The organism is Pseudomonas sp. RA_15y_Pfl1_P11, assembly GCF_963970975.1.
Classification (GTDB): domain Bacteria; phylum Pseudomonadota; class Gammaproteobacteria; order Pseudomonadales; family Pseudomonadaceae; genus Aquipseudomonas; species Aquipseudomonas tritici.
Genome location: NZ_CAXAOY010000002.1, coordinates 62842 through 86860 on the forward strand (window position 1 = coordinate 62842; position 24019 = coordinate 86860).

Genomic DNA, 24019 nt, shown 5'->3' on the forward strand with positions numbered 1-24019 from the left:
TTTGTTGTTTCTGGATCACCTGGATTTTGTGGACCCACATTTGAACGCAGTGCAGTCAGTGGTGTCGTCTTCTGCCCGCCGCTCGCGTAAACTTGCGCCCTTTCGCAGCCCCACCCCGCTGCACACTCATTTTCTCAAAGGTGCCCGCCATGCCTTGGCTGCAAGTCCGTCTCGCCATCAGCCCAGAACAAGCCGAAACCTATGAAGACGCTTTCCTCGAAGTGGGCGCTGTCTCGGTCACCTTCATGGACGCCGAAGACCAACCGATCTTCGAACCCGAACTCAACACCACCCCGCTGTGGTCCCACACCCATTTGCTGGCCCTGTTCGAAGACGGCACCGACGCTGCCGCCGTGCTGGCCCACATGGAATTGCTCACCGGCGGCCCATTGCCGGAGCATCACAGCGAAGTGATCGAAGACCAGGACTGGGAACGCAGCTGGATGGACAACTTCCAGCCGATGCGTTTCGGCCAGCGCCTGTGGATCGTGCCAAGCTGGCACGCCGCGCCTGAGCCGGATGCCGTCAACCTGCTGCTGGACCCGGGCCTGGCGTTCGGCACCGGCACCCACCCGACCACCGCACTGTGCCTGGAATGGCTGGACGGCCAGGACCTGACCGACAGCCACGTGCTGGACTTCGGCTGCGGCTCGGGCATCCTGGCGATTGCCGCCCTGCTGCTCGGCGCAAAGGAAGCTGTGGGCACCGATATCGACGTACAGGCCCTGGAAGCCTCCCGCGATAACGCCGGACGCAACAACATTGCTGAAAGCAAATTCCCGCTCTACCTGCCAGAGCAATTGCCCCAGGTGCAGGCCGATGTGCTCGTGGCGAACATTCTCGCCGGGCCGCTGGTGTCCCTGGCGCCGCAGCTGTCCAGCCTGGTCAAGCCGGGCGGCCGCCTGGCGCTGTCGGGCATCCTCGCTGAGCAAGGCGAAGACGTCGCCGCTGCCTACGCGCGGGATTTCGAACTGGACCCCATCGCTAACCGTGATGGCTGGGTACGCATCAGTGGTCGTCGGCGCTAGAATGAGCGCTTGCCTGAATCGGATGGCCGCATGACCGACAGTTTCGTCACCCAGTGCCCGCATTGCCAAGCGCGTTTTCGCGTCAACCACGCCCAATTGAGCGTGGCCCGCGGCGTGGTGCGCTGCGGCTCGTGCCTGCAAGTGTTCAATGCGGCTCGCCAGTTGCTGGAGCAGCGCGGCCCAGTGCCGGCGCCGCAGCCTGATCTGCCTGCTGCCGAGCCTGTTCCAGACATCACACTTGAGGCACCGCGGGCAATCAGCCAGAAGCAGTGGGCCGCCGAAGAGCTCGACCTGGACAACCTTGACCTGGACGAAGAACTGGCCAAGCTGGAACGTCGCGAGATTCAGCACACGCTGCCGGCGGGTGCAGAACGTCGCCAGCCCGGCGCCGAGCGTCACCAAAAAGAAGAATCCTTCAGCGCCAGCCGCGACACGGTTAAAACCGAAGAAGAAAAATGGGCCGCCAGCCTGTTCAGCGAACCGCCTGAAGAGCGCGGCCAAAGCACTGAAGCCAAAGCCGAGCCGACGAACGCACCTGCGACCAAGCTGCGCACCGAACCGTCCATGTCGCTCCACACCGACGATATCGACGATGAACCGCCACTGCGTTCAACGCCAGAAAATGACGATACCGATCCGCCGTTCACGCCATTGACCCAGTCGGCCGATGACGTTGAACCCGAAGAACGCCCCAAACCCCGGCGCAAGCGCCCGCGCGCCGAAACGAGTGTGCACGACGACCAACTGCTGGATCTCGAAGACGACCCGCTGCACCTCTACGCGCAAAAGCGTCCGGCCAGCCTGGGCCGTCGCCTGATCTGGCTGTTGCTGGTACTGATCGCTGCCGCCAGTCTCGCAGGCCAGTACATCGCCTACCAATTCGACGATCTGGCCCGCCAGGACGCCTATCGCCCCTGGTTCCAGGAACTGTGCCCTACACTGGGCTGCACCGTGCCGTCGCGGGTCGATATTGCCCATATCAAGAGCAGCAACCTGGTGGTGCGCAGCCATCCGGACTTCGCCGGGGCGCTGGTAGTGGACGCGATCATCTACAACCGCGCGATGTTCTCCCAGCCCTTCCCGCTGCTGGAGCTGCGTTTTGCCGACTTGAACGGCGGCCTGATTGCCAGTCGTCGCTTCAAACCCGCCGAATACCTCAGCGGCGAATTGGCCGGCGTTAGCGAAATGCCATCGCAGGTCCCGATTCATATCTCCCTGGACATCCTCGATCCGGGCAATAAAGCCGTGAATTACAGCCTGAGCTTTCACTCGCCCGAGTAAATCAAGGCCCGCATCTTGGATTGAATGGCTGGACCATCGGCAACCAAACCGGTGGCGATAAGAAAATAACTGTTCAGATTTTATCCAATTCAGCCTTTATCCAGTCATCGAGAGCGGGTATCATGCCAACCCTTTTTCGAACTCTAATGATCCGGCCCCACAACAGGGAAGTCCTATGTCGGCGGTACGCATCGGCCCATACACATTGCAGAACGGCTTGATTCTCGCCCCGATGGCGGGCGTCACTGACCAGCCCTTTCGTCAGCTGTGCAAACGTTTGGGCGCGGGTCTAGTAGTCTCGGAAATGGTCACCAGCGACATGAGCTTGTGGAACACCCGCAAATCGCGGATGCGCATGATCCACGAAGGTGATCCCGAGCCACGCTCGGTACAGATCGCCGGGGGAGATGCACAGATGCTCGCGGATGCGGCCCGGGCCAACGTGGAGTTGGGGGCGCAGATCATCGATATCAACATGGGCTGCCCGGCCAAGAAGGTCTGCAACAAGGCCGCCGGTTCCGCGCTATTGAAAGATGAGCAGTTGGTTGCCGAGATCCTGCAGGCCGTTATCGCCGCAGTGGATGTGCCGGTCACCCTGAAGATTCGTACCGGTTGGGACCGGGATAACAAGAACGGCCTGACGGTGGCGAAGATCGCCGAACAGGCAGGAATTACAGCGCTGGCGGTGCATGGCCGCACCCGCGCCGACCTTTACACCGGTGAAGCCGAGTACGACACCATTGCTGCGATCAAGCAGGCGGTGTCGATGCCGGTGTTTGCCAATGGCGACATCGACTCAGCCGAGAAAGCCCGGCGCGTACTGCACGCAACCGGCGCCGATGGTTTGTTGATTGGCCGGGCCGCCCAGGGGCGTCCGTGGATTTTTCGTGAGATCGAGCATTTCCTGCGTACCGGCGAAGTGTTACCGGCGCCAGGGTTGGTCGAGGTGGAACGTATTCTGCTAGAGCATTTGAATGCCCTGCACGTCTTCTACGGAGACGTGATGGGCGTGCGCATTGCTCGCAAGCATGTCGGCTGGTATCTCGCAACCTTGCCGGGCGCCAAGGAGTTTCGCGCCCAGTTCAATCGTTTGGATGAAACGCAGGCACAGGTCGCCACCGTTCGTGAGTTCTTCGCCGAACGTGACAACAGCCTGGAAACAGGGGATGCAAAGGGGGTGGCCGCATGACGATGATGACCGAGACTTTAGTGAGTGGAACAACACCCGTGAGCGACAACGTCAATTTGAAACAGCACCTCAACACGCCGAGCGAAGAAGGCCAAACCCTTCGCGGGAGTGTCGAGAAGGCGCTGCACAATTATTTCGCCCACCTTGAGGGCGCTTCCGTCACGGACGTGTACAACCTGGTGCTCTCCGAAGTCGAGGCGCCCTTGCTCGAAAGCGTGATGAACTACGTCAAGGGCAACCAGACCAAAGCCAGTGAGTTGCTGGGCCTCAACCGTGGCACCTTGCGCAAAAAGCTCAAACAATACGATTTGCTGTAAGCATTCAATCCAAACAGAAAGGCGCCCGCGTAAAACCGGTCGCCTTTTTTGCTGACTCCTTTGCTTTTGATGGAAATTGAAATGACCGACCAGACTACCCGCCTGCCGATCCGCCGCGCCTTGATCAGTGTTTCCGACAAGACCGGGATCCTCGAATTTGCCCGGGAGCTGGAAGCCCTGGGTGTGGAAATCCTCTCCACGGGCGGGACCTTCAAACTGCTGCAGGACAACGGCGTGGCCGCAGTGGAAGTGGCGGACTACACCGGTTTCGCAGAAATGATGGACGGTCGGGTCAAGACCCTGCACCCGAAAATCCACGGCGGCATTCTCGGCCGTCGCGGTATCGACGACTCAATCATGACCGAGCACGGCATCAAGCCGATCGACCTGGTGGCCGTTAACCTCTACCCGTTCGAAGCCACCATCAACAAGCCAGGCTGCGACCTGCCGACCGCTATCGAAAACATCGATATCGGCGGCCCAACCATGGTGCGCTCGGCGGCCAAGAACCACAAAGACGTGGCCATCGTGGTTAACGCCAGCGACTACGCCCAGGTGCTAGAAAGCCTGAAAGCCGGTGGCCTGACCTACGCCCAGCGTTTCGACCTGATGCTCAAGGCGTTCGAACACACCGCCGCCTACGACGGCATGATCGCCAACTACATGGGCACCGTGAACCAGGCCGCTGAAACACTCTCGACCGAAGGCCGCAGCCAGTTCCCGCGCACCTTCAACAGCCAGTTCATCAAGGCCCAGGAAATGCGCTACGGCGAGAACCCGCACCAGAGCGCGGCGTTCTACGTTGAGGCAAAACCGGCCGAAGTCGGCATCGCCACCGCGACCCAACTGCAAGGTAAAGAGCTGTCCTACAACAACGTGGCCGACACCGACGCCGCGCTGGAATGCGTGAAAAGCTTCGTCAAACCGGCCTGCGTGATCGTCAAGCACGCCAACCCGTGCGGCGTGGCCGTGAGCCCGGACGCTGAAGGCGGCATTCGCCAGGCCTACGAACTGGCCTACGCCACCGACACCGAATCGGCCTTCGGTGGCATCATCGCCTTCAACCGTGAACTGGATGCCGAGACCGCCAAGGCGATCGTCGAGCGTCAGTTCGTCGAAGTGATCATCGCGCCAAGCGTCAGCGAAGAAGCCCGCGCCATCGTCGCCGCCAAGGCCAATGTGCGCCTGCTGGCCTGCGGCGAGTGGTCGGCTGACCGCGCCGCTGCCTGGGACTACAAGCGCGTCAACGGGGGTCTGCTGGTCCAGAGCCGCGACATCGGCATGATCGGCAGCGAAGACCTGAAAGTGGTGACCAAGCGCGCACCGACCGAGCAAGAGATCAACGACCTGATCTTCGCCTGGAAAGTGGCCAAGTACGTTAAATCCAACGCCATCGTCTACGCCAAGAACCGCCAGACCATCGGCGTCGGCGCCGGCCAGATGAGCCGCGTGAACTCGGCGCGTATCGCCGCGATCAAGGCTGAACACGCCGGTTTGCAGGTCGTGGGTTCGGTAATGGCTTCCGATGCGTTCTTCCCGTTCCGTGATGGCCTGGACAATGCCGCAAAAGCCGGCGTTACCGCCGTCATCCAGCCGGGTGGTTCGATGCGTGATGCTGAAGTCATCGCTGCCGCTGACGAAGCCGGCATCGCCATGGTCTTCACCGGCATGCGCCATTTCCGTCACTAATCCACTAGCGTGGAGCGGCAAGTTTCAAGCTGCAAGCGACAAGTAAAAGCAGGACTTTGCCGCTTTTGATCTTGCTTGCAGCCTCTAAAATTCAAAGTCGCATGCTGCACTTCAGAGCAATGCAGATTGCTCTTAACTTGTAGCTTGCAGCTTGTAACTTCCTCCGAAGGAGTCTGACTTGAACGTCCTTATCATTGGCAGCGGTGGCCGTGAACACGCCCTGGCCTGGAAAGTTGCCCAGGACCCGCGCGTCCAGAAAGTGTTCGTTGCACCCGGCAACGCCGGCACCGCCATTGAAGCCAAGTGCGAGAACGTTGCTATCGACGTGCTCGCCCTTGAGCAACTGGCCGACTTTGCTGAAAAGAATGTGTCCCTGACCATCGTCGGTCCGGAAGTCCCATTGGTTGCCGGCGTGGTGGACCTGTTCCGCAGCCGTGGCCTGGACTGCTTCGGCCCAACCGCCGGCGCTGCCCAGCTGGAAGGCTCCAAGGCGTTCACCAAGGATTTCCTGGCGCGCCACAAGATCCCGACCGCCGACTACCAGAACTTCACCGAGATCGAGCCGGCCCTGGCTTACCTGCGTGAAAAAGGTGCGCCAATCGTGATCAAGGCCGATGGCCTGGCCGCTGGTAAAGGCGTGATCGTCGCCATGACCCTGCAAGAAGCCGAAGACGCCGTGCGCGATATGCTCGCCGGCAACGCTTTCGGTGACGCAGGTTCCCGCGTGGTGATCGAGGAGTTCCTCGACGGCGAAGAAGCCAGCTTTATCGTGATGGTAGACGGCAAGAACGTATTGCCGATGGCCACCAGCCAGGACCATAAACGCGTCGGCGACGGCGACAGCGGCCCGAACACCGGCGGCATGGGTGCCTACTCCCCTGCCCCGGTCGTCACCGCCGACGTGCACAAGCGCGTGATGGACCTGGTGATCTGGCCAACCGTGCGTGGCATGGCCGATGAGGGCAATGTCTACACCGGCTTCCTGTACGCCGGTTTGATGATCGACAAAGCCGGCAACCCGAAAGTCATCGAGTTCAACTGCCGCTTTGGCGACCCGGAAACCCAACCGGTGATGCTGCGCCTGCAATCGAGCCTGGTGCTGTTGGTGGAAGCCGCCCTGGCCCAGGCCCTGGACAAGGTTGAAGCGCAGTGGGACCCACGTCCGAGCGTTGGCATTGTGCTGGCGGCCGGTGGTTACCCTGCCGACTACGCCAAGGGCGACGTCATCGAAGGCCTCGACGCTGCAGCTACGCTGGAAGGCAAGGTGTTCCATGCGGGCACCGCGCTGAAGGATGGCCAGGTCGTGACCGCCGGTGGCCGTGTGTTGTGCGCCACCGCCATGGGCGCCAGTGTCGACGCCGCGCAGCAGCAAGCGTATAAGCTGGCCGCGAAAATCGATTGGAAAGGCTGCTTCTACCGCAAGGACATCGGCTACCGCGCCATCGCCCGCGAACGTGGCGAAAACAGCTAAGCAGCCGACGTCAGTAGCTATCCGTTCGGCTAGGCAAGGGCCTCAGGCCCTTGCCGTATACAGGCCTCCCCGCGCATAGTTACGACGTGCCTCAACCTACGAAGGGATTTCGCCGTGCGCTGGCTCAGGATCGCCATAGGTTTTACTGTCAGCCTGCTGACGCTGCTCTGCCTGTTCCCGGCCCAGGCCGCCGCGCAAGGCAGTGGCTGGGCAGTATTGCTTGATGAACAGGCCGACCTGCAGCTCAGCGACATCCGCTCCCCACGCTACACCAATCAATTCAGCCCCATCGAACTGGACCGCATTAGCGCCGCGCAACCGAACGGCGCGCTGTGGATACGTTTTAAGTTGCAACCCGGCAAGCACGAGCAAGTGCTGCGGGTATTTGCCCCGGATTTGTCCCACCTGAACCTCTATGTACTGGACGGCGATACCCTGGTGGAACAACAGAGCACCGGCACGCGCCAGCCCCAGACTGAGCGGCCGTTGCCCAGCAGCGACTTCATGCTGCCGATGCCCCAGAGCCAGAAACCGTTAGAGGTTTACCTGCGCCTGGTCTCGGAGCACGAACTGCGCCCGTATATCACCCTGGAACCGGCTGTGCTCGCCGCCGCCGACCAGACCCAGACGCTGATCTACGGGCTATTGTTCGGCTGCCTGCTGATGCTGATCCTGCACAACCTCACGCGCTTCGCCTACCACCGATCGCGCAGCAGCCTGTGGCTGGCGGCCTGCGAAGCGCTGTTGATGCTCAGCCTGGCGCTATTGCTGAACCTGTTGGGCCCATGGCTGCCGAACTGGCATGCAATCCAGACACCGGGCGCCTACCTGGCGTTGCTACTGACCGCGCCCTGCGGGCTGATGTTCGCCTACCGTTTCTTCATGCCTCTGGGCCCACATCCACTGAACAAGCTGTTGATGGCCGATATCCTGATCATCGTGCTGTGCGGCCTGCTGCTGTTGTTCGTCAACACCCTGCCGCTGAACATCATCACGTACGCGCTGGTGGCCCTGGCTGGCTTGAGCATGCTGTTTATCTCGGCCTATCACTGGCAGAAAGGCTACCGCCCGGCACGCTTGTTCGTGGCGGCAATGGTGGTATTCAACATCGGTACGCTGATCATCCTGCCGGCGCTGCTTGGCCTGACGATGATTTCGCCCCAGGGCCTGATAGTCACGCTGCTGGCGTTCATCTGCCTCAGCGGCTTGTTGATGAGCCTGGCGTTAGGCGAACGCCAGCGCGCGATTGTCGAGGCACGTTTCAGCCTCAGTCGCGACCTGGCAGCGAGCAATGCCGAGATCGCCGCCAAGGCCGAGTTCCTGGCCAAGATCAGCCACGAAATCCGTACACCCATGAACGGCGTGCTAGGCATGACCGAGCTGCTGCTGGGCACGCCGCTGTCGGTGAAACAGCGCGACTACGTGCAAACCATCCACAGCGCGGGCAATGAACTGCTTACCCTGATCAACGAAATCCTCGACATCTCCAAGCTGGAGTCCGGCCAGATCGAACTGGACGACGTGCAGTTCGACCTCAACGCGCTGATCGAAGATTGCCTGAGCATCTTCCGCGCCAAGGCCGAACAGCAGAACGTCGAACTGATCAGCTTTATCCAGCCCCAGGTGCCCCGCGTGATCAGCGGCGACCCGACGCGCTTGCGTCAGGCCATGTTGAGCCTGCTGGAAAATGCCCTGAAAAAAACCGACGAAGGCGAAGTGCTGATCGTGGTTGCCCTGGACGACCGCAGCACCACGCCACGCCTGCGCATTGCCGTCCAGGACAGCGGCCTGCCGATGGAAGCGGCCGAGCGCGACGCCCTTCTGCACAGCGAACTGCACAGCAAGAATTTCTTCTCGGCCACCCGCTTGAACGGCCACTTGGGCCTGGTTATCGCCCGTCAGTTGATCCTGCTGATGAACGGCGAGTTCGGCATCAAGAGCGGCAGCCATCAGGGCAGCACCCTGTGGCTGACCTTGCCGCTGGACCCGGAACGCCTGGAACACCCGACCTCCGACCTAGACGGCCCGCTCAAAGGCGCGCGGGTGCTGGTGGTGGACGACAACGACACCTGCCGCAAAGTGCTGGTGCAGCAATGCTCGGCCTGGGGCCTTAACGTCAGCGCCGTGCCATCGGGCAAGGAAGCCCTGGCGTTACTGCGCACCAAGGCGCACCTGCGTGACTACTTCGACGTGGTGCTGCTGGACCAGAACATGCCCGGCATGACCGGCATGCAACTGGCGGCAAAGATCAAGGAAGACCCAAGCCTGAACCACGACATCCTGCTGATCATGCTCACAGGCATCAGCAATGCGCCAAGCAAGATCATCGCGCGCAATTGCGGGATCAAACGTATCCTCGCCAAGCCAGTCGCCGGTTACACACTCAAGACGACCTTGGCGGATGAACTGACCCAGCGCAGCAAGGGCAACGTGCAACCGCGCGCGGTGCTCAGCGCACCAGCCGCCGTCACCGTACCCAGCGATTTCCGCATCCTGGTGGCCGAAGACAACAGCATTTCCACTAAAGTGATCCGTGGCATGCTCGGCAAGCTCAACCTCAACCCGGACACCGCCAGCAACGGCGAGGAAGCGCTGGAGGCGATGAAAGCCCAGCGTTATGACCTAGTGTTGATGGACTGCGAAATGCCAATCCTCGATGGCTTCTCGGCGACTCAGCAACTGCGTGCGTGGGAAGTCAGCCACCAGCGCATTCGCACACCCGTGGTGGCGCTGACGGCGCATATCCTTTCGGAACATAAAGAGCGCGCACGCCAGGCTGGTATGGACGGGCACATGGCCAAGCCGGTGGAGTTGTCGCAGTTGCGTGAGTTGGTGGAGTTTTGGGTGGCGCAGCGTCAGCAGCGTCTAGAGCACGCGCCCTCCTGACGTGTAATGCAGAACCCATGTAGGAGCGGGCTTGCTCACTCCCACATTTGGTCTCTGTCGCCTGATAGACTCTCAACACTTTTTCCGCCCGCGAGCCACTCACATGCTCCACGTGTTATTCAGCGTCTACCTGAAAATGCTGGTGCTTTACAGCCCTTTCTTCGTGCTGTCCTGCTTTATCAGCCTCACTCGCGGGTACTCCAGCAAAGAGCGGCGGCGCCTGGCCTGGAAAGTGGCGCTGGCGACCCTGGTCTCGAGCGTGTTGCTCTACCTGTTCGGCCGGGTGATTTTCAGCGTGTTCGGCATCACCGTCGACGCCTTCCGCATCGGCGCCGGCAGTGTGCTGTTTATCTCGGCCCTGGGCATGGCCCAAGGCAAATCGGCTGTGCAGACCGACAACGTGCAGCAGGACGTGACCATCGTACCGCTGACCATTCCCCTCACCGTCGGCCCCGGCACCATTGGCGCACTGTTGGTGATGGGTGTGAGCCAGCCGCACTGGGATGACAAGCTCACCGCCATCCTCAGCATCGCCCTGGCCAGCCTCACGGTCGGCGTGGTGCTGTACCTGTCCAACCGTATCGAACGCATCCTCGGTGACCAGGGCTTGCAGATTGTCAGTCGGTTGATGGGGTTGTTTGTGTGCGCCTTGGCCGCGCAAATCATCTTTACCGGGGTGCGCGGCTACCTGGTGCCCTAGATCCGGTACTTGGCGATCGCCAGTTGCACCTTGTCACCCGCGCTCTCGCGCATCAATTGGAGAGTCTTTTCGTTGACCACCGAGGTATTCAGCACCAGGCACGTCTGCCCGCTGAAGGCCTCGAACGAAGAACTGTCCCACTCCAGGAATGGCAGCCCTACCTGTTTACTCACGCTGTGGGTGCTGTAGGTCACCAGCACCATCATCAATTCACCCTCTGTTTCGGCACAGGACGCCAGGCCGAAATCACCGCCCTGGTGTACCGCGCTGTTGCGTTTGAACAGCTCGAAATTCGCAGGCGTCTGCTTCAATGCCTCCAATGCATCGGCGGCCAATTTAGGCAAAGCCGCGAGCAACGCTGCCGACAATGACGTCGACGCCAGCATGGCGCCGATGATATTCAACACCGCCAACTGCACGGTCAGCCCCTTGCCCGAACGTGAGACCCGCTCGAAACGGCTGCGCACCGGCAGCCAGCCCAAACCGACCATCACCTTGATAAATTCCTCGTACCAGACCTCGGTACCGCGCTGGATTTTCAACACATCGCTGACGTAGCTGCTGGCCAGCAGATAGCTCTTGCGAATGTATTCCCGGTTCAGGCCCGACAGGCCATCGGCAAACGAAATCACGCTGTTGTTGACCACCGCCGCGTTGAAATCGTCCCTAGTGTCCAGCGGCAATGCCTTCAGCGTTCCTGGCGCTCCCGGCAGTTTGTAGGCAGCAATCAATTTGCGCCTTTTTGTACTGTTGATCCTTCTGTGATGTCGCTCCATTTTGATTCTCCACAAGCACCCCAATTCGGGGCTTATGTCCACCCTAGTCCACCCACCGACGGGCTTGCCAGACGACAAACATCCCTTGACGCACCTCGTCAAACCACCGCGTCCAGCAATCGCGCGGCGTAACGGGTGAGTTTCCAGACGTCGTCGCAAAAAAAAGAAAAAGCCCCGAACAACGCCAGGAAAATCCCTGGATCATTCGGAGCTTTCCGGCAACCTGCGGGCCGTTTTCAGCAGGCAGTTTTCTCGCCGTACCAGCGCGGTGTGTATACCCATTCACCGCCACCGGCACGGGGGAATGTGCAGGTGGTGGACGAGCCGATCAGCACCATGGTGCGCATGTCCACTTGGTCCGGCGTCAGTTGCCCCAACGTGGTGACACGCAAAGTCTGCCCCGGACGGCCAATATCGCGGCCCAGCACCACCGGCGTGTGCGGCGTGCGATGCAGCGCGACGATTTCCAGGGCACGCCCCAGTTGCCACGGCCGCGAACGGGAAATCGGGTTGTAGAACGCCAGGGCGAGATCGGCCTGGGACGCCAGGTCCAGGCGCTTTTCGATGATCCACCAGGGTTTTAGGTTGTCCGACAACGACATCACGCAGAAGTCATGGCCCAACGGCGCACCGGCCTGGGCGGCGGTGGCCAGGGAGGCCGAGACACCGGGCAGGATTTCCAGGTCGACCTGATGCCAGGCCGGGTCGCTGGACTCGTGCAAGGCCTCGATAACCGCGGCGGCCATGGCAAATACGCCAGGGTCGCCGGACGACACCACCACCACCGAACGGCCCTGCGCGGCCAGCTCGAAGGCGTGGCGCGCACGCTGCATTTCTTCGCGGTTGTCGGTGCAGTGCTGCACCTGATCGTCGCGGAACGGCCCGGCCATGCGCACGTAGGTTTCGTAGCCAAGCACGTCGCTGCAACGCGCCAGTTCGGCTTTCACCGCCGGCACCATCAATTCGGCAGCCCCAGGGCCCAGGCCGATCACGGCCAGTCGGCCACGGGGGCGACCGATTTGCGCCAAGTCCAGCGGTTGCTCGGCAACGTTGATGAGGATATCGGCGTTCTGGGTAACGCTGGCAAACCGCAGCGGTACGCCGAGTTCCAGAGCCGCTTCATGCAACGATGCTTCGGCCATCTGCGTATCACTGGCCAGCAAGCAGGCCAGGGATTGCACGGCGATACCCGCCTCATGCAATGCCCTGCGCACACGCTCACCCAACTGAGCGCCTGGTTTGCAGGTCACACATACATTCTTCGGATAGATCAGCAACTCATTGGCCGCCGGCGTGCGCTCGGCGCTGCCCACAAGAATCGCCAGGCGCGCCTGTTGATCCTGCGGCAAGTTGGCCTGCGCCAGCCACGGCGCCGCGCCTTCGATGCGCACGCTTTCGCCGGCCAGCAGGTCCGAGACAAAACGCTTACCCAGCTCCAGATCCGCCAGTTCATACCCCGCGGGCGGATTGAGCAGGCAGGTGCCGAAACGCAACTCACCACTGGTGGTGATTGCAGCGGCAACGTTCAAGGCAGCGGCGATTTCGCGGGCCATGACATTCACCCCGCCAAGGCCACCGAGCAACGGCACTACAGCACTGCCGTCTTCGGCCACGGCCAGCACGGCGGGTTCTTCGCCTTTTTCCAGCAGTAATGGCGCCAGGGTGCGAATGACGATGCCGGCGGCGCACAGGGCAATCAGCGGCGTGCCTTGTTGATAGAGCTGGCGCAGGGTCGCGCCGAACTCGCTATAGGCCTGGTCAGCCCCTTCAACACGTGCGGCCAAGCCGTGGATCACTGCGCCAGGGTAAACCTGCTGGATCTGGCGCGCAGTGGCCAGGCTGCCCTGCCCCAGGATGACAATCGCCGGGCGCATCAACCTTGCCACCGTTCGCCAGGCACGATGATCAGCGAAAAGTACGGCGACGACATCGGCTCCACCTGGTCCAACGGCACGATTTTCTGGTTCGCCATGGTCGCGCGCTCCACATACAGCGCACGCCCGGCCAGGCCGAGCTCTGCGAGCACCTGACGCACTTTGGGGAAGTTACGGCCCAGCTTCATGATCACCGCCGCGTCGGCATCCGCCAGGCGACGCTTGAGGTCGTCATGTGGCAACACGCCTGACAACACCGACAGGCTCTGGTTGCGATACACCAACGGCGCCCCCAGCACCGAGGCGCCACCTAGCATCGAGCACACCCCTGGGATGACTTGCGCTTCGTAGCGTTCGGCGAGACGGTCGTGCAGGTACATGTAGGAGCCGTAGAAGAACGGGTCGCCTTCGCAGATCACCGCCACATCGCGGCCAGCGTCCAAATGCGCGGCGACGTCGGCACTGGCGGCGTCGTAGAAATCGCTGATCACTTGCTCGTAGGACATCGGCGCCGGCAGCGCTTCGGTGGTCACCGGGTACACCAGCGGCATCAGGGTCTGCTGCGGCACCAGGTGATCTTCGATTATGCCGAAGGCGTTGCCCTTCTTGCCCTTGGCCACGAAGTACGCCACGACAGGCGATTCGCGCAGCAGGCGCAGCGCCTTGAGGGTGATCAGTTCGGGATCACCGGGGCCAACGCCCAAGCCGATCAAACGTCCGCGTGCCTGCATTATTCGACCTCCGTGGCCAGGGCATTCACCGCTGCGGCGGCCATCGCACTGCCGCCCAGGCGGCCCTGCATGATCACAAATGGCGCGCCGCGGCTGTCGGCGGCCAGCATCGCCTTGGATTCAGCGGCGCCCACAAAACCTACCGGGAAGCCGAGGATCAACGCCGGTTTCGGTGCGCCGGCATCGAGCATTTCCAGCAGGTAGAACAACGCGGTCGGCGCGTTGCCGATCACCACCACGCTGCCTTCAAGGTGCGGGCGCCAGAGTTCCAGGGCGGCAGCGGAACGGGTGTTGCCCAACGCCCGTGCCAGCTCCGGCACGCTGTCGTCGCGCAGGGTGCAGATCACTTGGTTATTGGCCGGCAGGCGCGTGCGGGTCACGCCTTCGGACACCATCCGCGCATCACACAGAATCGGCGCGCCAGCGGCCAACGCATCGCGCCCGGCCTTGCCTGCGCCTTCGGAGAACTGCAGGCCGTCGATGGCATCGACCATGCCGCAGGCATGAATCACGCGCACCGCGAGTTTTTCCAGGTCGGCCGGGATGCGGTCCAACTTGGCTTCCGCGCGAATAATGGCGAAGGAGTTGCGATAGATCTCCTGACCGTCGCGGATGTAATCAATCATCGGTGTTGCTCCGTGGGCGAGCGCGCAGCAAGGCGCCCGTCGCTTCAATGGAAAGGTTGCGCGCGTGCAGCCGGCCGAAACCGGGATGGGCTGCTTCGCGGAAATAGAGGTCGTAGTGGCCGGGGCTCACGGCCAGCAAAGTCACCGGCGCGACGTGCGCAGCGGCGCAGGAACGTGGGCAGCCGGACAGGTGCACGTCGTGATCGGGTTTCAGCGCGGCGAGTTGCACCGCATCAGCCTTGGTGTCGGCCAGGGCTTTGCCGCACCCCCTGGAACCGGTGCAGGCTTTCATGCGCGCCAGGGGTTGGTCGATGGAGCAGAGAAAGCCCAACTGCGCCAGGCGTTCGGTCACGGCGTGAGGTTTTTCGACGGAGGGCAGTAGCACGCCCTGCCAGGGGGTGAAGCGCAAGGTGCCGTCGCCGTACTCGCTGGCGAGTTGCGCGGCGCCGTTGAGCATCGTCGAGTCCAGGCGACCCAGAGGTGCGATGGCGGCGACGTAGAACTGATTTTTTTGATCTTGTGGATAAGTGCCGAGGTGCAGCAAAGCGCCGCTGGGCGGGCGATGGAAGCTGTCGACTGGCAGCAGCGGCAGAGTTAGACGGCTCAGCAAAGTATCCACAGGCAGATGGCGCATTCGGGTCTGCTCTGGGGTAGCAAGGTCTAAAAATACTTCCAGCACGGCCACCACCAGCGCGTGGCCTTGCGTCAGAGGCACTGCCGCCAGCGGCGCATCCAGCCCCGGGCAACCGGCCAGGCCGAACGCGAGCAGCGTCTCACCCTCGCGTACAAACGCCGAAAGCCACAGGTCATGGTGATGTTCGAGCATCGCCAGGGCCTCTGCGCCATCCAACTGCACAGCGAACTTGGCCGACAGCTCATGGAAACGTGGGTGGTTTTGCAGGGTGGCGAGGATCTGATCGGCCAGCGGGCGGGTGTCGAACAGCATCTGCGGGTCGATACCGGCGCTGGGGCTGAGCATCAGGTTGCGCACATCGTCGCCGGCGGCGTTGCTCGGGCCGAGATCGGCGGACAGCAGCATGGCAATCAACGCGTCCTGCTCGGCGCCGATCCCGCGAATCTGCAGGTTGGCGCGGTTGGTCGCCTCGATCACCCCACCCGCATAGGCCTGGGCCGCGTCGGCGACCGCGTGGGCTTGCGCGGCGGTGATTGATCCGCCAGCCAATTTGATCCGGCAAATGCCGCCGTCCAGCGCCTGGACAATACGCAGCAACCCCGGACAAGCCGAGGGGCGCAAGGTATTCACAGCGGGCGTCTGGTTCACGGGGCTACCGGTTCGCGGGTAAAGGCGCGGTATTATGCCTGCTTTGTCCGGCGGCATGAAAAGCCTGCCCGTCGGATGTCGTTCAAGGAATTCATATGTCGCCCTGGCTGACGGTTGTAGGCATCGGTGAAGACGGCTTCAAAGGGCTGGGCAGGAATGCCCGGCATGCCCTGTTGCGCGCCTCGCGGATTATAGGGGGTCAACGCCAGTTGGACCTGTTGCCGGTGTGCATTCGTGGCGAGCGCGAAATGTGGCCGAGTCCGTTTTCGCTGGAGCCTGTGCTGGCGCGGCGAGGCGAGCCTGTGTGTGTGCTGGCCAGTGGCGACCCGATGTTTTACGGCGTGGGGGCGAGTTTGGCGCGACAGGTGACGGCGGATGAGCTGCTGATTTTGCCAGCGCCTTCGTCGGTATCGTTGGCGGCGGCGCGGTTGGGTTGGCCGTTGCAGGAGGTGGTGACGCTATCCGTGGTGGCGCGGCCGTTGGCGGCGTTGAAGGCGCATCTGGCCAGTGGTGTGCGCGTGTTGGTGTTGAGCAATGACGGGCGTAGCCCTGCGTTGATTGCCTCGTTGCTGAGTGAGTCCGGATTCGGCCCTAGCCGTTTGTCTGTGTTTGAACACCTGGGCGGCGCGAATGAGCGGCGTATCGACGGGCTGGCGCAGTCGTGGGAGCACACCTCGGTCGCCGATTTGAATCTCGTCGCCATCGACTGCCTGGTGTCTGACGACACACACCGCCTGTCGCGCCTCGCCGGCCTGCCGGATTCGGCGTTCAAACACGACGGCCAACTGACCAAACGCGATGTCCGCGCCATGACCCTCGCCCGCCTTGCGCCGATGCCCGGCGAATTACTGTGGGATGTGGGCGCGGGCAGCGGCTCCATCGGGATTGAATGGATGCGTGCACACCCGAGTTGCCGTGCGCTGGCGATTGAAGCCGACGAGGGTCGCCAAGGCCTGATCGAACACAACCGCGACGCCCTTGGCGTGCCCGGCCTGCAACTGATTCGCGGCAAGGCCCCCGATGCGTTGCTCGACCTGGAAGCACCGGACGCCATCTTCATCGGCGGCGGCGTTACTCGCGAAGGCGTGCTCGACACCTGCTGGCAACACCTGCGTCCTGGCGGCCGGTTGGTCGCCAACGCAGTGACCCTGCAAAGTGAAATGACCTTGATGAACTGGCGCGTCCAGCATGGCGGCGAACTGACGCGCATCCATGTCGCTCAGGCTCAGCCGCTGGGGGAATTCGATACGTGGCGCCAGGCGTTGCCGATCACCTTGCTGGAAGTGGTCAAGCCGCGATGAAACGCATCCTGCTGCTGGGCGGCGTGACTGAAGCGCTGGCCATTGCACGGACCTTGGGCCCGGAACATATCTACAGTTTGGCCGGCGTTGGCCGCGTGCCTACTGACCTGACCTGCCAAGTGCGGGTCGGCGGTTACGGTGGCGCTGAGGGTTTGGCGCAGTTTGTTCGGGATGAGGGGATTAGCCTGATGCTCGATGCGACCCATCCGTATGCCGCGCAGATCAGCCGCAATGCCGCCGAGGCTGCAAAGGTGTGCGGTGTACCGTGTTGGGCCCTGCGCCGACCGGCGTGGCGGCCGCAGGCGGGGGATGATTGGCGTGAGGTCAGTGATTGGGCTCAATTGATCGAAGCGTTGAAGCCCTTCAAGCGCCCCCTTTTCACCTTGGGTCGCGAACCGCTGCAACACCTCGATGAAATCCCGCAGGACCAGTTCTGGACGCTGCGCGCGCTGGAGGTGTATCCGGGGAATGAGCGGTGTGAAGTGATCGGGGCGCGTGGGCCGTTTTTGATCGAAGACGAACGGGCGTTGTTTGAGCGACGGCAGATTGATGTGCTGATCAGCAAGAACAGCGGCAGCACCGCGACCGAGCCGAAGCTGGAAGTGGCACGGGAGCGCGGAGTACCGGTACTGGTGTTGAAGCGGCCCGTGCTGGCTCAAGTAGATCGGGAATTCTTGTCGCCTGATGAAACACTCACCGCGTTGGCAAATTTCATTCGGTAAGTCAGGATCGCTCGCTTGCTTGACTAGTAACCTATTTGTTACCTTCAGGACGGCTAATGATTGAGATTGAAGAATACCGACGCGATAACCAGTCCAGCCCGTTCAATGAGTGGTTTTCATCCTTGAGTGTGCCGGCAGCCACCAGAGTTTCCACCGCTTTGGTTCGACTTGAAATGGGCAACACCAGCAACATCAAGTGGTTCGATGGGTTGGGCGAATACCGCATCGACTGGGGACCAGGCCTGCGAATCTATCTGATACAAGAAGCCCACCGATTAATCATCCTTTTCGGTGGTGGCGACAAGTCCAGTCAAAAACGCGATATCAAAGTCGTGAAGTCGCTGATCAATGAACATCAGCGTGACAAGAAATTGAAACAACAGAGGTAACCGACATGGCGCTCACCCGCAGCTACAAACACACCATCGCCGAACGTGCTCAGCGCGACCCTGAATTTGCCCAGGCTCTCCTTGATGAGGCTGCTACGTTGTTTCTCAATGGTGAGCCGGAAGTTTCACGTGTCATTCTGCGTGATCTGGTCAACGCCACAGTAGGCTTTGAAGGCCTTGCGAAAGAAACGGCCAAACCGAGTAAAAGCCTGCACCGAATGCTGTCGGCCAGTGGCAATCCAAGCATGGATAACCTCGCGGCAATTTTTGCGGTGATTAGAAAAGCACTGGGTGTTGATATGCAGGTCCACGGAGTTCCCACTGCATAATTTGCGACTCTACGTCACCCATTGTGTCGACGCTGTCGACACAATGTAGTGAGCGGGCTTGTCCCGCGCTGGGCTGCGAAGCGGCCCCAATAAGGCCACCGCGTTTTTTCAGGTAACACGCGATGCCAGGTTTTAGGGCCGCTTCGCAGTCCCCAGCGCGGGACAAGCCCGCTCACTACAAATTGCTCTTAAGCCATTAAAAAATGCGCAGATCCCGATGCCATCGCAGGCAAGCAAGCTCCCACAGGTTTGCGCAGCGCCTTGAGCATCGCGCCTAATCTGCAAAAATTGGCAATCCGTGGTTCCCGTCTATCCTGTAACCAGTCACTGCGACACCAAACCACACCCACACTTTTTACTTATCCCCACCGATCAGGCTAAATATCCCCCTGATCGTTTAACCCTACGGATTATCCGCCATGGCCCGTCAACGCTTTGCAATCGCTTGGATCGCCTGCCTGGCAGCGCTGTTCAACGCCTTTGCCATGCCGATGGCCAGCGCGATGCAGCAATCAGACGATCCGATCAAACGCTTGATGTGGGGCAGTTTCTGCTCCTCCAATGGTGCCAGCCTGAAGACCATCGCCCTGGGCAAGCTGGAAATTCCGGCGCCGCAACAGGACGATCACTCCGCCATGCAGCATTGCTGGTGTTGCTCGGGCTCGGCGCCGTTGGTGGCGTTGCCGGGGCATATGCCGCAGTTGTATGTCACGCGGTTCGAGGCGGTGCAAAGCCTGCCGCCGCCCCAGCTGCAAAACCCTACCCCGCGCCAGCAATGGCCGAGTCTCAACCCGCGCGCGTCTCCAACGGTCTGATCCTTCGCAAGTGAACTGCGTTTAGAACCGTTCTGGAGAACTGCCATGCTTAAATCTTCCCTGCTTCTGGCCGCGTTGTTGCTGCCGGTGTTCAGTGCTGCCAATGCCGATGACTACAAGGCCGGCGACTTGCTGGTCAGCGACCCCTGGTCCCAGGAGTTGCCGCCCAACGCGCCGACTGTCGCGGCGTATTTCGTGATTCATAACACCGGAGTGACCCCGGACCGTCTGCTCAGCGTCGAGACGCCGGTGGCCGACAAGGCCGAGCTGCATGAGCATGTGATGCAGGGCGACTTGATGAAGATGCAGCAGGTGCCCAGCGTCGCCGTCCCCGCCAAGGGCGAGCTGACCTTTGCGCCGATGGCGTATCACGTGATGCTACTGGGCCTTAAGGATCGCAGCCTGTTGGCCGACGGCAAGCAATTCCCGCTGACCCTGACCTTCGAAAAGGCCGGCAAGGTCGAGGTGCAAGTGTCGGTACAGAAAGTGCCGCCAATGGCCACACACGCGCATAAACACGCCCAATAGGCAGACTCCAGATGGGCGCCCCTCGCGCCAGGCTGTCTCCACGCCACCGCGTAATGCGCGGCAGTTGGATCAGCCTGTTCGCCATGCTGATGATCTTTATCGGTCCGCTGATTTCCCAAGCGATGCCGATGGATCATCACGCCGGTATGTCGATGAGCATGTCGATGGAGATGCCAGGCGACCATGGCGATTCCCATCACAAAAAGGCCCCTGACGAACACCACGCACTCTGGGCAAAGTGCGGCTATTGCGACCTGCTCTTCAGCTGCCCCGCCCTGCCCGGCAGCGTTTCCCACGTCACCCTAGGCACCCCGCCGCCAGCCAACGCCCTTGTCCCCGCAACGCGCCTGGGCCACGCCCGGCAGAGCATCTTCCCCGGCGCCCGCAGCCGCGCGCCGCCCATCGCTTCGTAAGCACTTCACACCGTTACTTCACCCCGGCCGACTTTAGACAGACAGCCGCAGGCTGCTGGCCGTGTTGTTTACGATTGATTGATGGAATTTGTCATGTCCAGGTTTTCTGCTGACACCCGTTTGGGAAGCACGCCTGTGTTCGCCGTTCTATGCGGCGCACTCCTGGCTCCACAGGCGTATGCCGATGAGCATGCTGAGCACGAGCTCAGCCCCACCGTGATCACCGCAATCGCTCCCAGCTCACCGTTGACCGTGGTCACCAACCCCAAGGACCCGCGCCAACCCGTGCCCGCCAGTGACGGCGGTGACTACCTCAAGACCATCCCAGGCTTCGCGCTGGTGCGCAACGGCGGCACCAATGGCGACCCGGTGCTACGCGGGATGTTCGGCTCACGCCTGAATATCCTCACCAATGGCAGCATGATGCTCGGCGCCTGCCCCGGCCGCATGGATGCGCCGACCTCGTACATCTCGCCGGAAACCTACGACAAGCTCACCGTGATCAAAGGCCCGCAAACCGTACTCTGGGGGCCCGGCGCATCCGCCGGCACGGTGTTGTTCGAGCGCGAGCCGGAGACATTCGGCGAGCTGGGCACGCGCCTCAATGCCAGTGTGCTGGCCGGCGCCAACGGACGCTTCGACAAGGTCATCGATGCCGCTGCCGGCGGGCCTTTGGGCTATGTGCGCGTGGTCGGCAACCAGGCGCATGCCGATGACTACAAGGACGGCAATAACGACACCGTCGCCTCGCGCTATGACAAGTGGAACGGTGATGTAGCGGTCGGTTTCACCCCCGGCGCCGACACGCTGCTCGAACTCACCGCCGGCCGTGGCGATGGCGAGGCACGCTACGCCGGGCGCGGCATGGACGGCTCGCAGTTCCTGCGCGAAAGCCTGGGGCTGCGTTTCGAAAAATCCAACATCGGCGAGGTGCTGGATAAGGTCGAGGCCCAGGTCTACTACAACTACGCTGACCACGTGATGGACAACTACAGCCTGCGCACACCGTCGGGCACCGGCATGATGGCCGGGCCGATGGCCTCCAACGTCGACCGGCGTACCCTCGGCGCGCGGATCAAGGCCACCTGGCGCTGGGCCGATGTGCAACTGATCAGCGGCCTGGACGCGCAGACCAACGAACACCGCCAGCGCAGCAGCATGGGCATCGACACCTACAAGGAGTTGCCCAAGGTCAAGGATGCCAACTTCCACAACTACGGCGTGTTCGGCGAACTCACGTGGTACGCCGCCGACCGCGACCGCCTGATCACTGGCGCACGCCTGGATCGTGCCTCGGCCAAGGACTTCCGGCAAACCACAGGCTCCGGCATGAGCACTCGCGCCAATCCGACCGCCGACGACACCCGCGCTGACACCTTGCCATCGGGCTTCGTGCGTTATGAACACGACCTGGCCGACAGCCCCACCACCCTCTACGCGGGCCTGGGCCACTCGGAGCGTTTTGCGGATTATTGGGAGCTGTTTTCCCCCAACACCGGCGCGGCTGGTTCGGCGAATGCCTTTGACGGTGTGAAGCCGGAGAAAACCACCCAGCTCGACTTCGGCGCGCAATACAAAGCCGAGGCGCTTGAAGCCTGGGCCTCGGGCTACATCGGCCGGGTGCAGGACTTCATCCTGTTCGACTACCGGCCAGGGATGATGGGCACGACTTCCCAGGCCCGCAACGTCGACGCCCGCATCATGGGCGGCGAACTGGGCGCGGCGTACAAGCTGACACGCAACTGGAAAGCCGACGCCACCCTCGCCTACGCCTGGGGCAAGAACAGCAGCGACGGCAAGGCGCTGCCGCAAATGCCGCCGCTGGACGCACGTCTGGGCCTCACCTACAGCGAGGATGACTGGAGTGCCGGCGCCTTGTGGCGCGTGGTCGCCGCGCAAAATCGCATCGACCAGAACAAGGGCAACGTGGTCGGTAAGGACTTCGACAAGAGCGGCGGTTTCGGCGTGTTCTCGTTGAACGCGACGTACCGCATCAACAAGCACTTCAAGGTCAGCACCGGCGTCGACAACCTGTTTGGCAAGGCCTACGCCGAGCACTTGAACCTGGCCGGCAACGCCGGGTTCGGCTACCCGGCCAATGACCCGCAGGCCATCAAGGAGCCTGGTCGTACCCTGTGGACCAAGGTGGACATGAGCTTCTAAAAGCCTCGCGAGCAAGCCCGCTCCCACAGTTGGAATGCATTTCAAATGTAGGAGCGGGCTTGCTCGCGAAGGCGGCACAACTGACAAAAACTTTTAAAGCCTTTGCGGAGCACCTGATGAGCACTCAAAAAATCTCCTTTTACAACCTGGCCTGGCGCTGGCACTTCTACGCCGGCCTCTTCGTCGCCCCTTTCATGGTGCTGCTGGCCCTCACCGGCATCATCTACCTGTTCAAACCCCAGCTCGACCCGCTGATGTACGGCAACCTGCTCACCGTGCCAGCCGCCGAACATGCCCTGAGCGCCGACGAACAACTGCAACGCGCCAAGGCCGCTTACCCTCAGGGCTCAATCAGCAAATACCTGCCGCCGGCCAACGCCACCAGCAGCGCGCAGTTCGTGATGCATAACGGCGGCCGCGAAGTAACGGTCTTCGTCGACCCGTATCGCGGCACCGTGCTCGGTGAGCAGGACTCGAAATACAACCTGCAAGCCATCGCCCGTGCGCTGCATGGCGAGCTGATGATCGGTACCGTCGGCGACCGTCTGGTGGAACTCGCCGCAGGCTGGGGGGTGATGCTGGTGGTATCGGGCCTGTACCTGTGGTGGCCGCGCGGCAAGTCTTCGGCAGGCGTTTTGTGGCCGCGTTTCAGCCGTCGTGGCCGGGTGTTCTGGCGCGACATGCATGCGGTCACCGGCTTCTGGGGCGCGTCACTGTTGCTGGTGATGCTGCTCAGCGGCATGACCTGGACCGGCTTCTGGGGCAAGCAATACGCTGACCTGTGGAACACATTCCCGGCGGCCATGTGGAACGACGTGCCGCAGTCCGATCAACAGGCGCGCGTGCTCAACACCGCCACTCAACAGACCGTGCCCTGGGCCCTGGAAAACACCCCGATGCCCATGTCCGGCGACCACGCCGAGCACATGAACCACGGCGCGATGCACTCAGCGCCGGCAGCGCCGACCCTGCGCCTGCAACAGGTGGTCGACCTGGCCACCGCGCGCAAGGTCGAGCCCGGCTACAGCATCACCTTCCCTACCACCGCCGAAGGCGTGTTCACCCTTGCGGTGTTCGCCAACGACCCGCGCAACGACGCCACCCTGCATGTGGACCAGTACACCGGCAAGGTACTCGCCGATGTGCGTTGGGCGCACTACAACCTGGTCGCCCGCGCCACCGAAACCGGCGTGATGCTGCACGAAGGCAAGATGTTCGGCCCGATCAACCAGATCATCGTGTTGCTGATCTGCCTGATGATCCTGCTCAGCGCCGTCAGCGGTGTGGTGATCTGGTGGAAGCGTCGGCCACAGGGTGGCCTGGGAGTTCCGCCGTTACGCCATGACCTGCCGAAATGGAAAACCGCGATGGTGATCATGCTCGGGCTGGCGATCATTTTTCCGCTGGTGGGTGCATCGCTGATCGTCGTGTGGGCGCTGGACCGCCTGGTGCTGTCACGCTTTTTTGGCCAGCATCAACCGGTCTCAGGTTCACGATGAAGCGCACAAA

The 24019-nt window shown here is 61.9% G+C and carries 22 protein-coding genes; 17 read left to right on the forward strand and 5 right to left on the reverse strand.

Annotated elements, in window-relative coordinates; translation table 11 throughout:
• The first annotated feature begins 149 nt into the window (after nt 1-149).
• The 8 genes from prmA (at nt 150) to AACY44_RS02540 (ending at nt 10561) form a co-directional block, all read left to right on the forward strand.
• Nucleotides 150-1028, forward strand: a complete 879-nt coding sequence (prmA, locus tag AACY44_RS02505; protein WP_339415759.1) for a 50S ribosomal protein L11 methyltransferase — start codon at nt 150-152, stop codon at nt 1026-1028.
• Between the two features lie 30 nt (nt 1029-1058).
• Nucleotides 1059-2309 carry a DUF3426 domain-containing protein gene (locus AACY44_RS02510; protein ID WP_339415758.1) on the forward strand — a complete coding sequence of 417 codons (1251 nt, stop codon included), beginning with the start codon at nt 1059-1061 and terminating at the stop codon, nt 2307-2309.
• A 175-nt stretch (nt 2310-2484) separates the two neighbouring features.
• Entirely contained in the window at nt 2485-3498 is a 1014-nt protein-coding gene (gene dusB, locus AACY44_RS02515; RefSeq protein ID WP_339529749.1) for a tRNA dihydrouridine synthase DusB, read from the forward strand.
• Nucleotides 3495-3815, forward strand: coding sequence for a DNA-binding transcriptional regulator Fis (fis, locus tag AACY44_RS02520; protein WP_002555375.1), 321 nt, complete (start codon nt 3495-3497; stop codon nt 3813-3815). Before dusB ends, fis begins: the two co-directional genes overlap by 4 nt.
• A gap of 81 nt (nt 3816-3896) precedes the next feature.
• Nucleotides 3897-5504: a bifunctional phosphoribosylaminoimidazolecarboxamide formyltransferase/IMP cyclohydrolase gene (purH, locus tag AACY44_RS02525; RefSeq protein ID WP_339415756.1), complete on the forward strand. Its 1608-nt coding sequence runs from the start codon at nt 3897-3899 to the stop codon at nt 5502-5504.
• 178 nt (nt 5505-5682) lie between these two features.
• Nucleotides 5683-6975, forward strand: a complete 1293-nt coding sequence (purD, locus tag AACY44_RS02530) for a phosphoribosylamine--glycine ligase (protein ID WP_339415755.1) — start codon at nt 5683-5685, stop codon at nt 6973-6975.
• Between the two features lie 114 nt (nt 6976-7089).
• Complete coding sequence (locus AACY44_RS02535; RefSeq protein WP_339529751.1) at nt 7090-9861, forward strand: hybrid sensor histidine kinase/response regulator; 2772 nt, start codon at nt 7090-7092, stop codon at nt 9859-9861.
• A gap of 103 nt (nt 9862-9964) precedes the next feature.
• Complete coding sequence (locus tag AACY44_RS02540; RefSeq protein ID WP_003171467.1) at nt 9965-10561, forward strand: MarC family protein; 597 nt, start codon at nt 9965-9967, stop codon at nt 10559-10561.
• Here the strand turns inward: AACY44_RS02540 and AACY44_RS02545 are convergent.
• The 5 genes from AACY44_RS02545 to cobG form a co-directional block, all read right to left on the reverse strand.
• The gene (locus tag AACY44_RS02545; protein ID WP_339415753.1) at nt 10558-11337 is read right to left on the reverse strand and encodes a hypothetical protein; all 780 of its coding nucleotides are present in this window, start codon (nt 11335-11337) and stop codon (nt 10558-10560) included. The two genes, AACY44_RS02540 and AACY44_RS02545, sit on opposite strands and share 4 nt — an antisense overlap.
• A gap of 236 nt (nt 11338-11573) precedes the next feature.
• Nucleotides 11574-13211, reverse strand: a complete 1638-nt coding sequence (gene cobJ, locus AACY44_RS02550) for a precorrin-3B C(17)-methyltransferase (protein WP_339529753.1) — start codon at nt 13209-13211, stop codon at nt 11574-11576.
• Complete coding sequence (locus AACY44_RS02555; protein WP_339415749.1) at nt 13211-13942, reverse strand: precorrin-2 C(20)-methyltransferase; 732 nt, start codon at nt 13940-13942, stop codon at nt 13211-13213. The genes cobJ and AACY44_RS02555 overlap by 1 nt, the downstream gene beginning before the upstream one ends.
• The gene (locus AACY44_RS02560) at nt 13942-14568 is read right to left on the reverse strand and encodes a precorrin-8X methylmutase (protein ID WP_339529755.1); all 627 of its coding nucleotides are present in this window, start codon (nt 14566-14568) and stop codon (nt 13942-13944) included. Before AACY44_RS02560 ends, AACY44_RS02555 begins: the two co-directional genes overlap by 1 nt.
• On the reverse strand, nt 14561-15907 hold the full coding sequence (gene cobG, locus AACY44_RS02565; RefSeq protein WP_339415747.1) for a precorrin-3B synthase: 1347 nt from the start codon (nt 15905-15907) through the stop codon (nt 14561-14563). Before cobG ends, AACY44_RS02560 begins: the two co-directional genes overlap by 8 nt.
• Nucleotides 15908-15945: 38 nt before the next feature.
• On the opposite strand from cobG, the gene cbiE reads away from it, so the two are divergent.
• The 9 genes from cbiE to AACY44_RS02610 all read left to right on the forward strand — a co-directional run bounded on the left by cbiE (nt 15946) and on the right by AACY44_RS02610 (nt 24009).
• Nucleotides 15946-17151: a precorrin-6y C5,15-methyltransferase (decarboxylating) subunit CbiE gene (gene cbiE, locus AACY44_RS02570; protein ID WP_339415746.1), complete on the forward strand. Its 1206-nt coding sequence runs from the start codon at nt 15946-15948 to the stop codon at nt 17149-17151.
• Nucleotides 17148-17873, forward strand: a complete 726-nt coding sequence (locus AACY44_RS02575; RefSeq protein WP_339415745.1) for a cobalt-precorrin-6A reductase — start codon at nt 17148-17150, stop codon at nt 17871-17873. The genes cbiE and AACY44_RS02575 overlap by 4 nt, the downstream gene beginning before the upstream one ends.
• A 56-nt stretch (nt 17874-17929) precedes the next feature.
• Complete coding sequence (locus AACY44_RS02580) at nt 17930-18262, forward strand: type II toxin-antitoxin system RelE/ParE family toxin (protein ID WP_339415743.1); 333 nt, start codon at nt 17930-17932, stop codon at nt 18260-18262.
• Between the two features lie 5 nt (nt 18263-18267).
• The gene (locus tag AACY44_RS02585) at nt 18268-18591 is read left to right on the forward strand and encodes a helix-turn-helix domain-containing transcriptional regulator (RefSeq protein WP_049710234.1); all 324 of its coding nucleotides are present in this window, start codon (nt 18268-18270) and stop codon (nt 18589-18591) included.
• Nucleotides 18592-19010: 419 nt separating this feature from the next.
• Complete coding sequence (locus AACY44_RS02590; RefSeq protein WP_339427226.1) at nt 19011-19406, forward strand: DUF2946 domain-containing protein; 396 nt, start codon at nt 19011-19013, stop codon at nt 19404-19406.
• A 45-nt stretch (nt 19407-19451) separates the two neighbouring features.
• Nucleotides 19452-19934 carry a copper chaperone PCu(A)C gene (locus tag AACY44_RS02595; protein ID WP_339415741.1) on the forward strand — a complete coding sequence of 161 codons (483 nt, stop codon included), beginning with the start codon at nt 19452-19454 and terminating at the stop codon, nt 19932-19934.
• Nucleotides 19935-19945: 11 nt separating this feature from the next.
• The gene (locus AACY44_RS02600) at nt 19946-20347 is read left to right on the forward strand and encodes a DUF2946 domain-containing protein (RefSeq protein ID WP_339415739.1); all 402 of its coding nucleotides are present in this window, start codon (nt 19946-19948) and stop codon (nt 20345-20347) included.
• Between the two features lie 93 nt (nt 20348-20440).
• The gene (locus AACY44_RS02605; RefSeq protein ID WP_339506200.1) at nt 20441-22510 is read left to right on the forward strand and encodes a TonB-dependent copper receptor; all 2070 of its coding nucleotides are present in this window, start codon (nt 20441-20443) and stop codon (nt 22508-22510) included.
• Nucleotides 22511-22626: 116 nt separating this feature from the next.
• Nucleotides 22627-24009, forward strand: coding sequence for a PepSY-associated TM helix domain-containing protein (locus AACY44_RS02610; RefSeq protein WP_339427227.1), 1383 nt, complete (start codon nt 22627-22629; stop codon nt 24007-24009).
• The last annotated feature ends 10 nt before the right edge of the window (nt 24010-24019 follow it).

What these genes read in the sequence shown, in the direction of transcription:
- prmA (WP_339415759.1), top strand. Translation starts at nt 150, where the DNA reads ATGCCTTGGCTGCAAGTCCGTCTCGCCATCAGCCCAGAACAAGCCGAA.
- AACY44_RS02510 (WP_339415758.1), top strand. Translation starts at nt 1,059, where the DNA reads ATGACCGACAGTTTCGTCACCCAGTGCCCGCATTGCCAAGCGCGTTTT.
- dusB (WP_339529749.1), top strand. Translation starts at nt 2,485, where the DNA reads ATGTCGGCGGTACGCATCGGCCCATACACATTGCAGAACGGCTTGATT.
- fis (WP_002555375.1), top strand. Translation starts at nt 3,495, where the DNA reads ATGACGATGATGACCGAGACTTTAGTGAGTGGAACAACACCCGTGAGC.
- purH (WP_339415756.1), top strand. Translation starts at nt 3,897, where the DNA reads ATGACCGACCAGACTACCCGCCTGCCGATCCGCCGCGCCTTGATCAGT.
- AACY44_RS02540 (WP_003171467.1), top strand. Translation starts at nt 9,965, where the DNA reads ATGCTCCACGTGTTATTCAGCGTCTACCTGAAAATGCTGGTGCTTTAC.
- AACY44_RS02545 (WP_339415753.1), bottom strand. Translation starts at nt 11,337, where the DNA reads ATGGAGCGACATCACAGAAGGATCAACAGTACAAAAAGGCGCAAATTG.
- cobJ (WP_339529753.1), bottom strand. Translation starts at nt 13,211, where the DNA reads ATGCGCCCGGCGATTGTCATCCTGGGGCAGGGCAGCCTGGCCACTGCG.
- AACY44_RS02555 (WP_339415749.1), bottom strand. Translation starts at nt 13,942, where the DNA reads ATGCAGGCACGCGGACGTTTGATCGGCTTGGGCGTTGGCCCCGGTGAT.
- AACY44_RS02560 (WP_339529755.1), bottom strand. Translation starts at nt 14,568, where the DNA reads ATGATTGATTACATCCGCGACGGTCAGGAGATCTATCGCAACTCCTTC.
- cobG (WP_339415747.1), bottom strand. Translation starts at nt 15,907, where the DNA reads ATGCCGCCGGACAAAGCAGGCATAATACCGCGCCTTTACCCGCGAACC.
- cbiE (WP_339415746.1), top strand. Translation starts at nt 15,946, where the DNA reads ATGTCGCCCTGGCTGACGGTTGTAGGCATCGGTGAAGACGGCTTCAAA.
- AACY44_RS02575 (WP_339415745.1), top strand. Translation starts at nt 17,148, where the DNA reads ATGAAACGCATCCTGCTGCTGGGCGGCGTGACTGAAGCGCTGGCCATT.
- AACY44_RS02580 (WP_339415743.1), top strand. Translation starts at nt 17,930, where the DNA reads ATGATTGAGATTGAAGAATACCGACGCGATAACCAGTCCAGCCCGTTC.
- AACY44_RS02585 (WP_049710234.1), top strand. Translation starts at nt 18,268, where the DNA reads ATGGCGCTCACCCGCAGCTACAAACACACCATCGCCGAACGTGCTCAG.
- AACY44_RS02590 (WP_339427226.1), top strand. Translation starts at nt 19,011, where the DNA reads ATGGCCCGTCAACGCTTTGCAATCGCTTGGATCGCCTGCCTGGCAGCG.
- AACY44_RS02595 (WP_339415741.1), top strand. Translation starts at nt 19,452, where the DNA reads ATGCTTAAATCTTCCCTGCTTCTGGCCGCGTTGTTGCTGCCGGTGTTC.
- AACY44_RS02600 (WP_339415739.1), top strand. Translation starts at nt 19,946, where the DNA reads ATGGGCGCCCCTCGCGCCAGGCTGTCTCCACGCCACCGCGTAATGCGC.
- AACY44_RS02605 (WP_339506200.1), top strand. Translation starts at nt 20,441, where the DNA reads ATGTCCAGGTTTTCTGCTGACACCCGTTTGGGAAGCACGCCTGTGTTC.
- AACY44_RS02610 (WP_339427227.1), top strand. Translation starts at nt 22,627, where the DNA reads ATGAGCACTCAAAAAATCTCCTTTTACAACCTGGCCTGGCGCTGGCAC.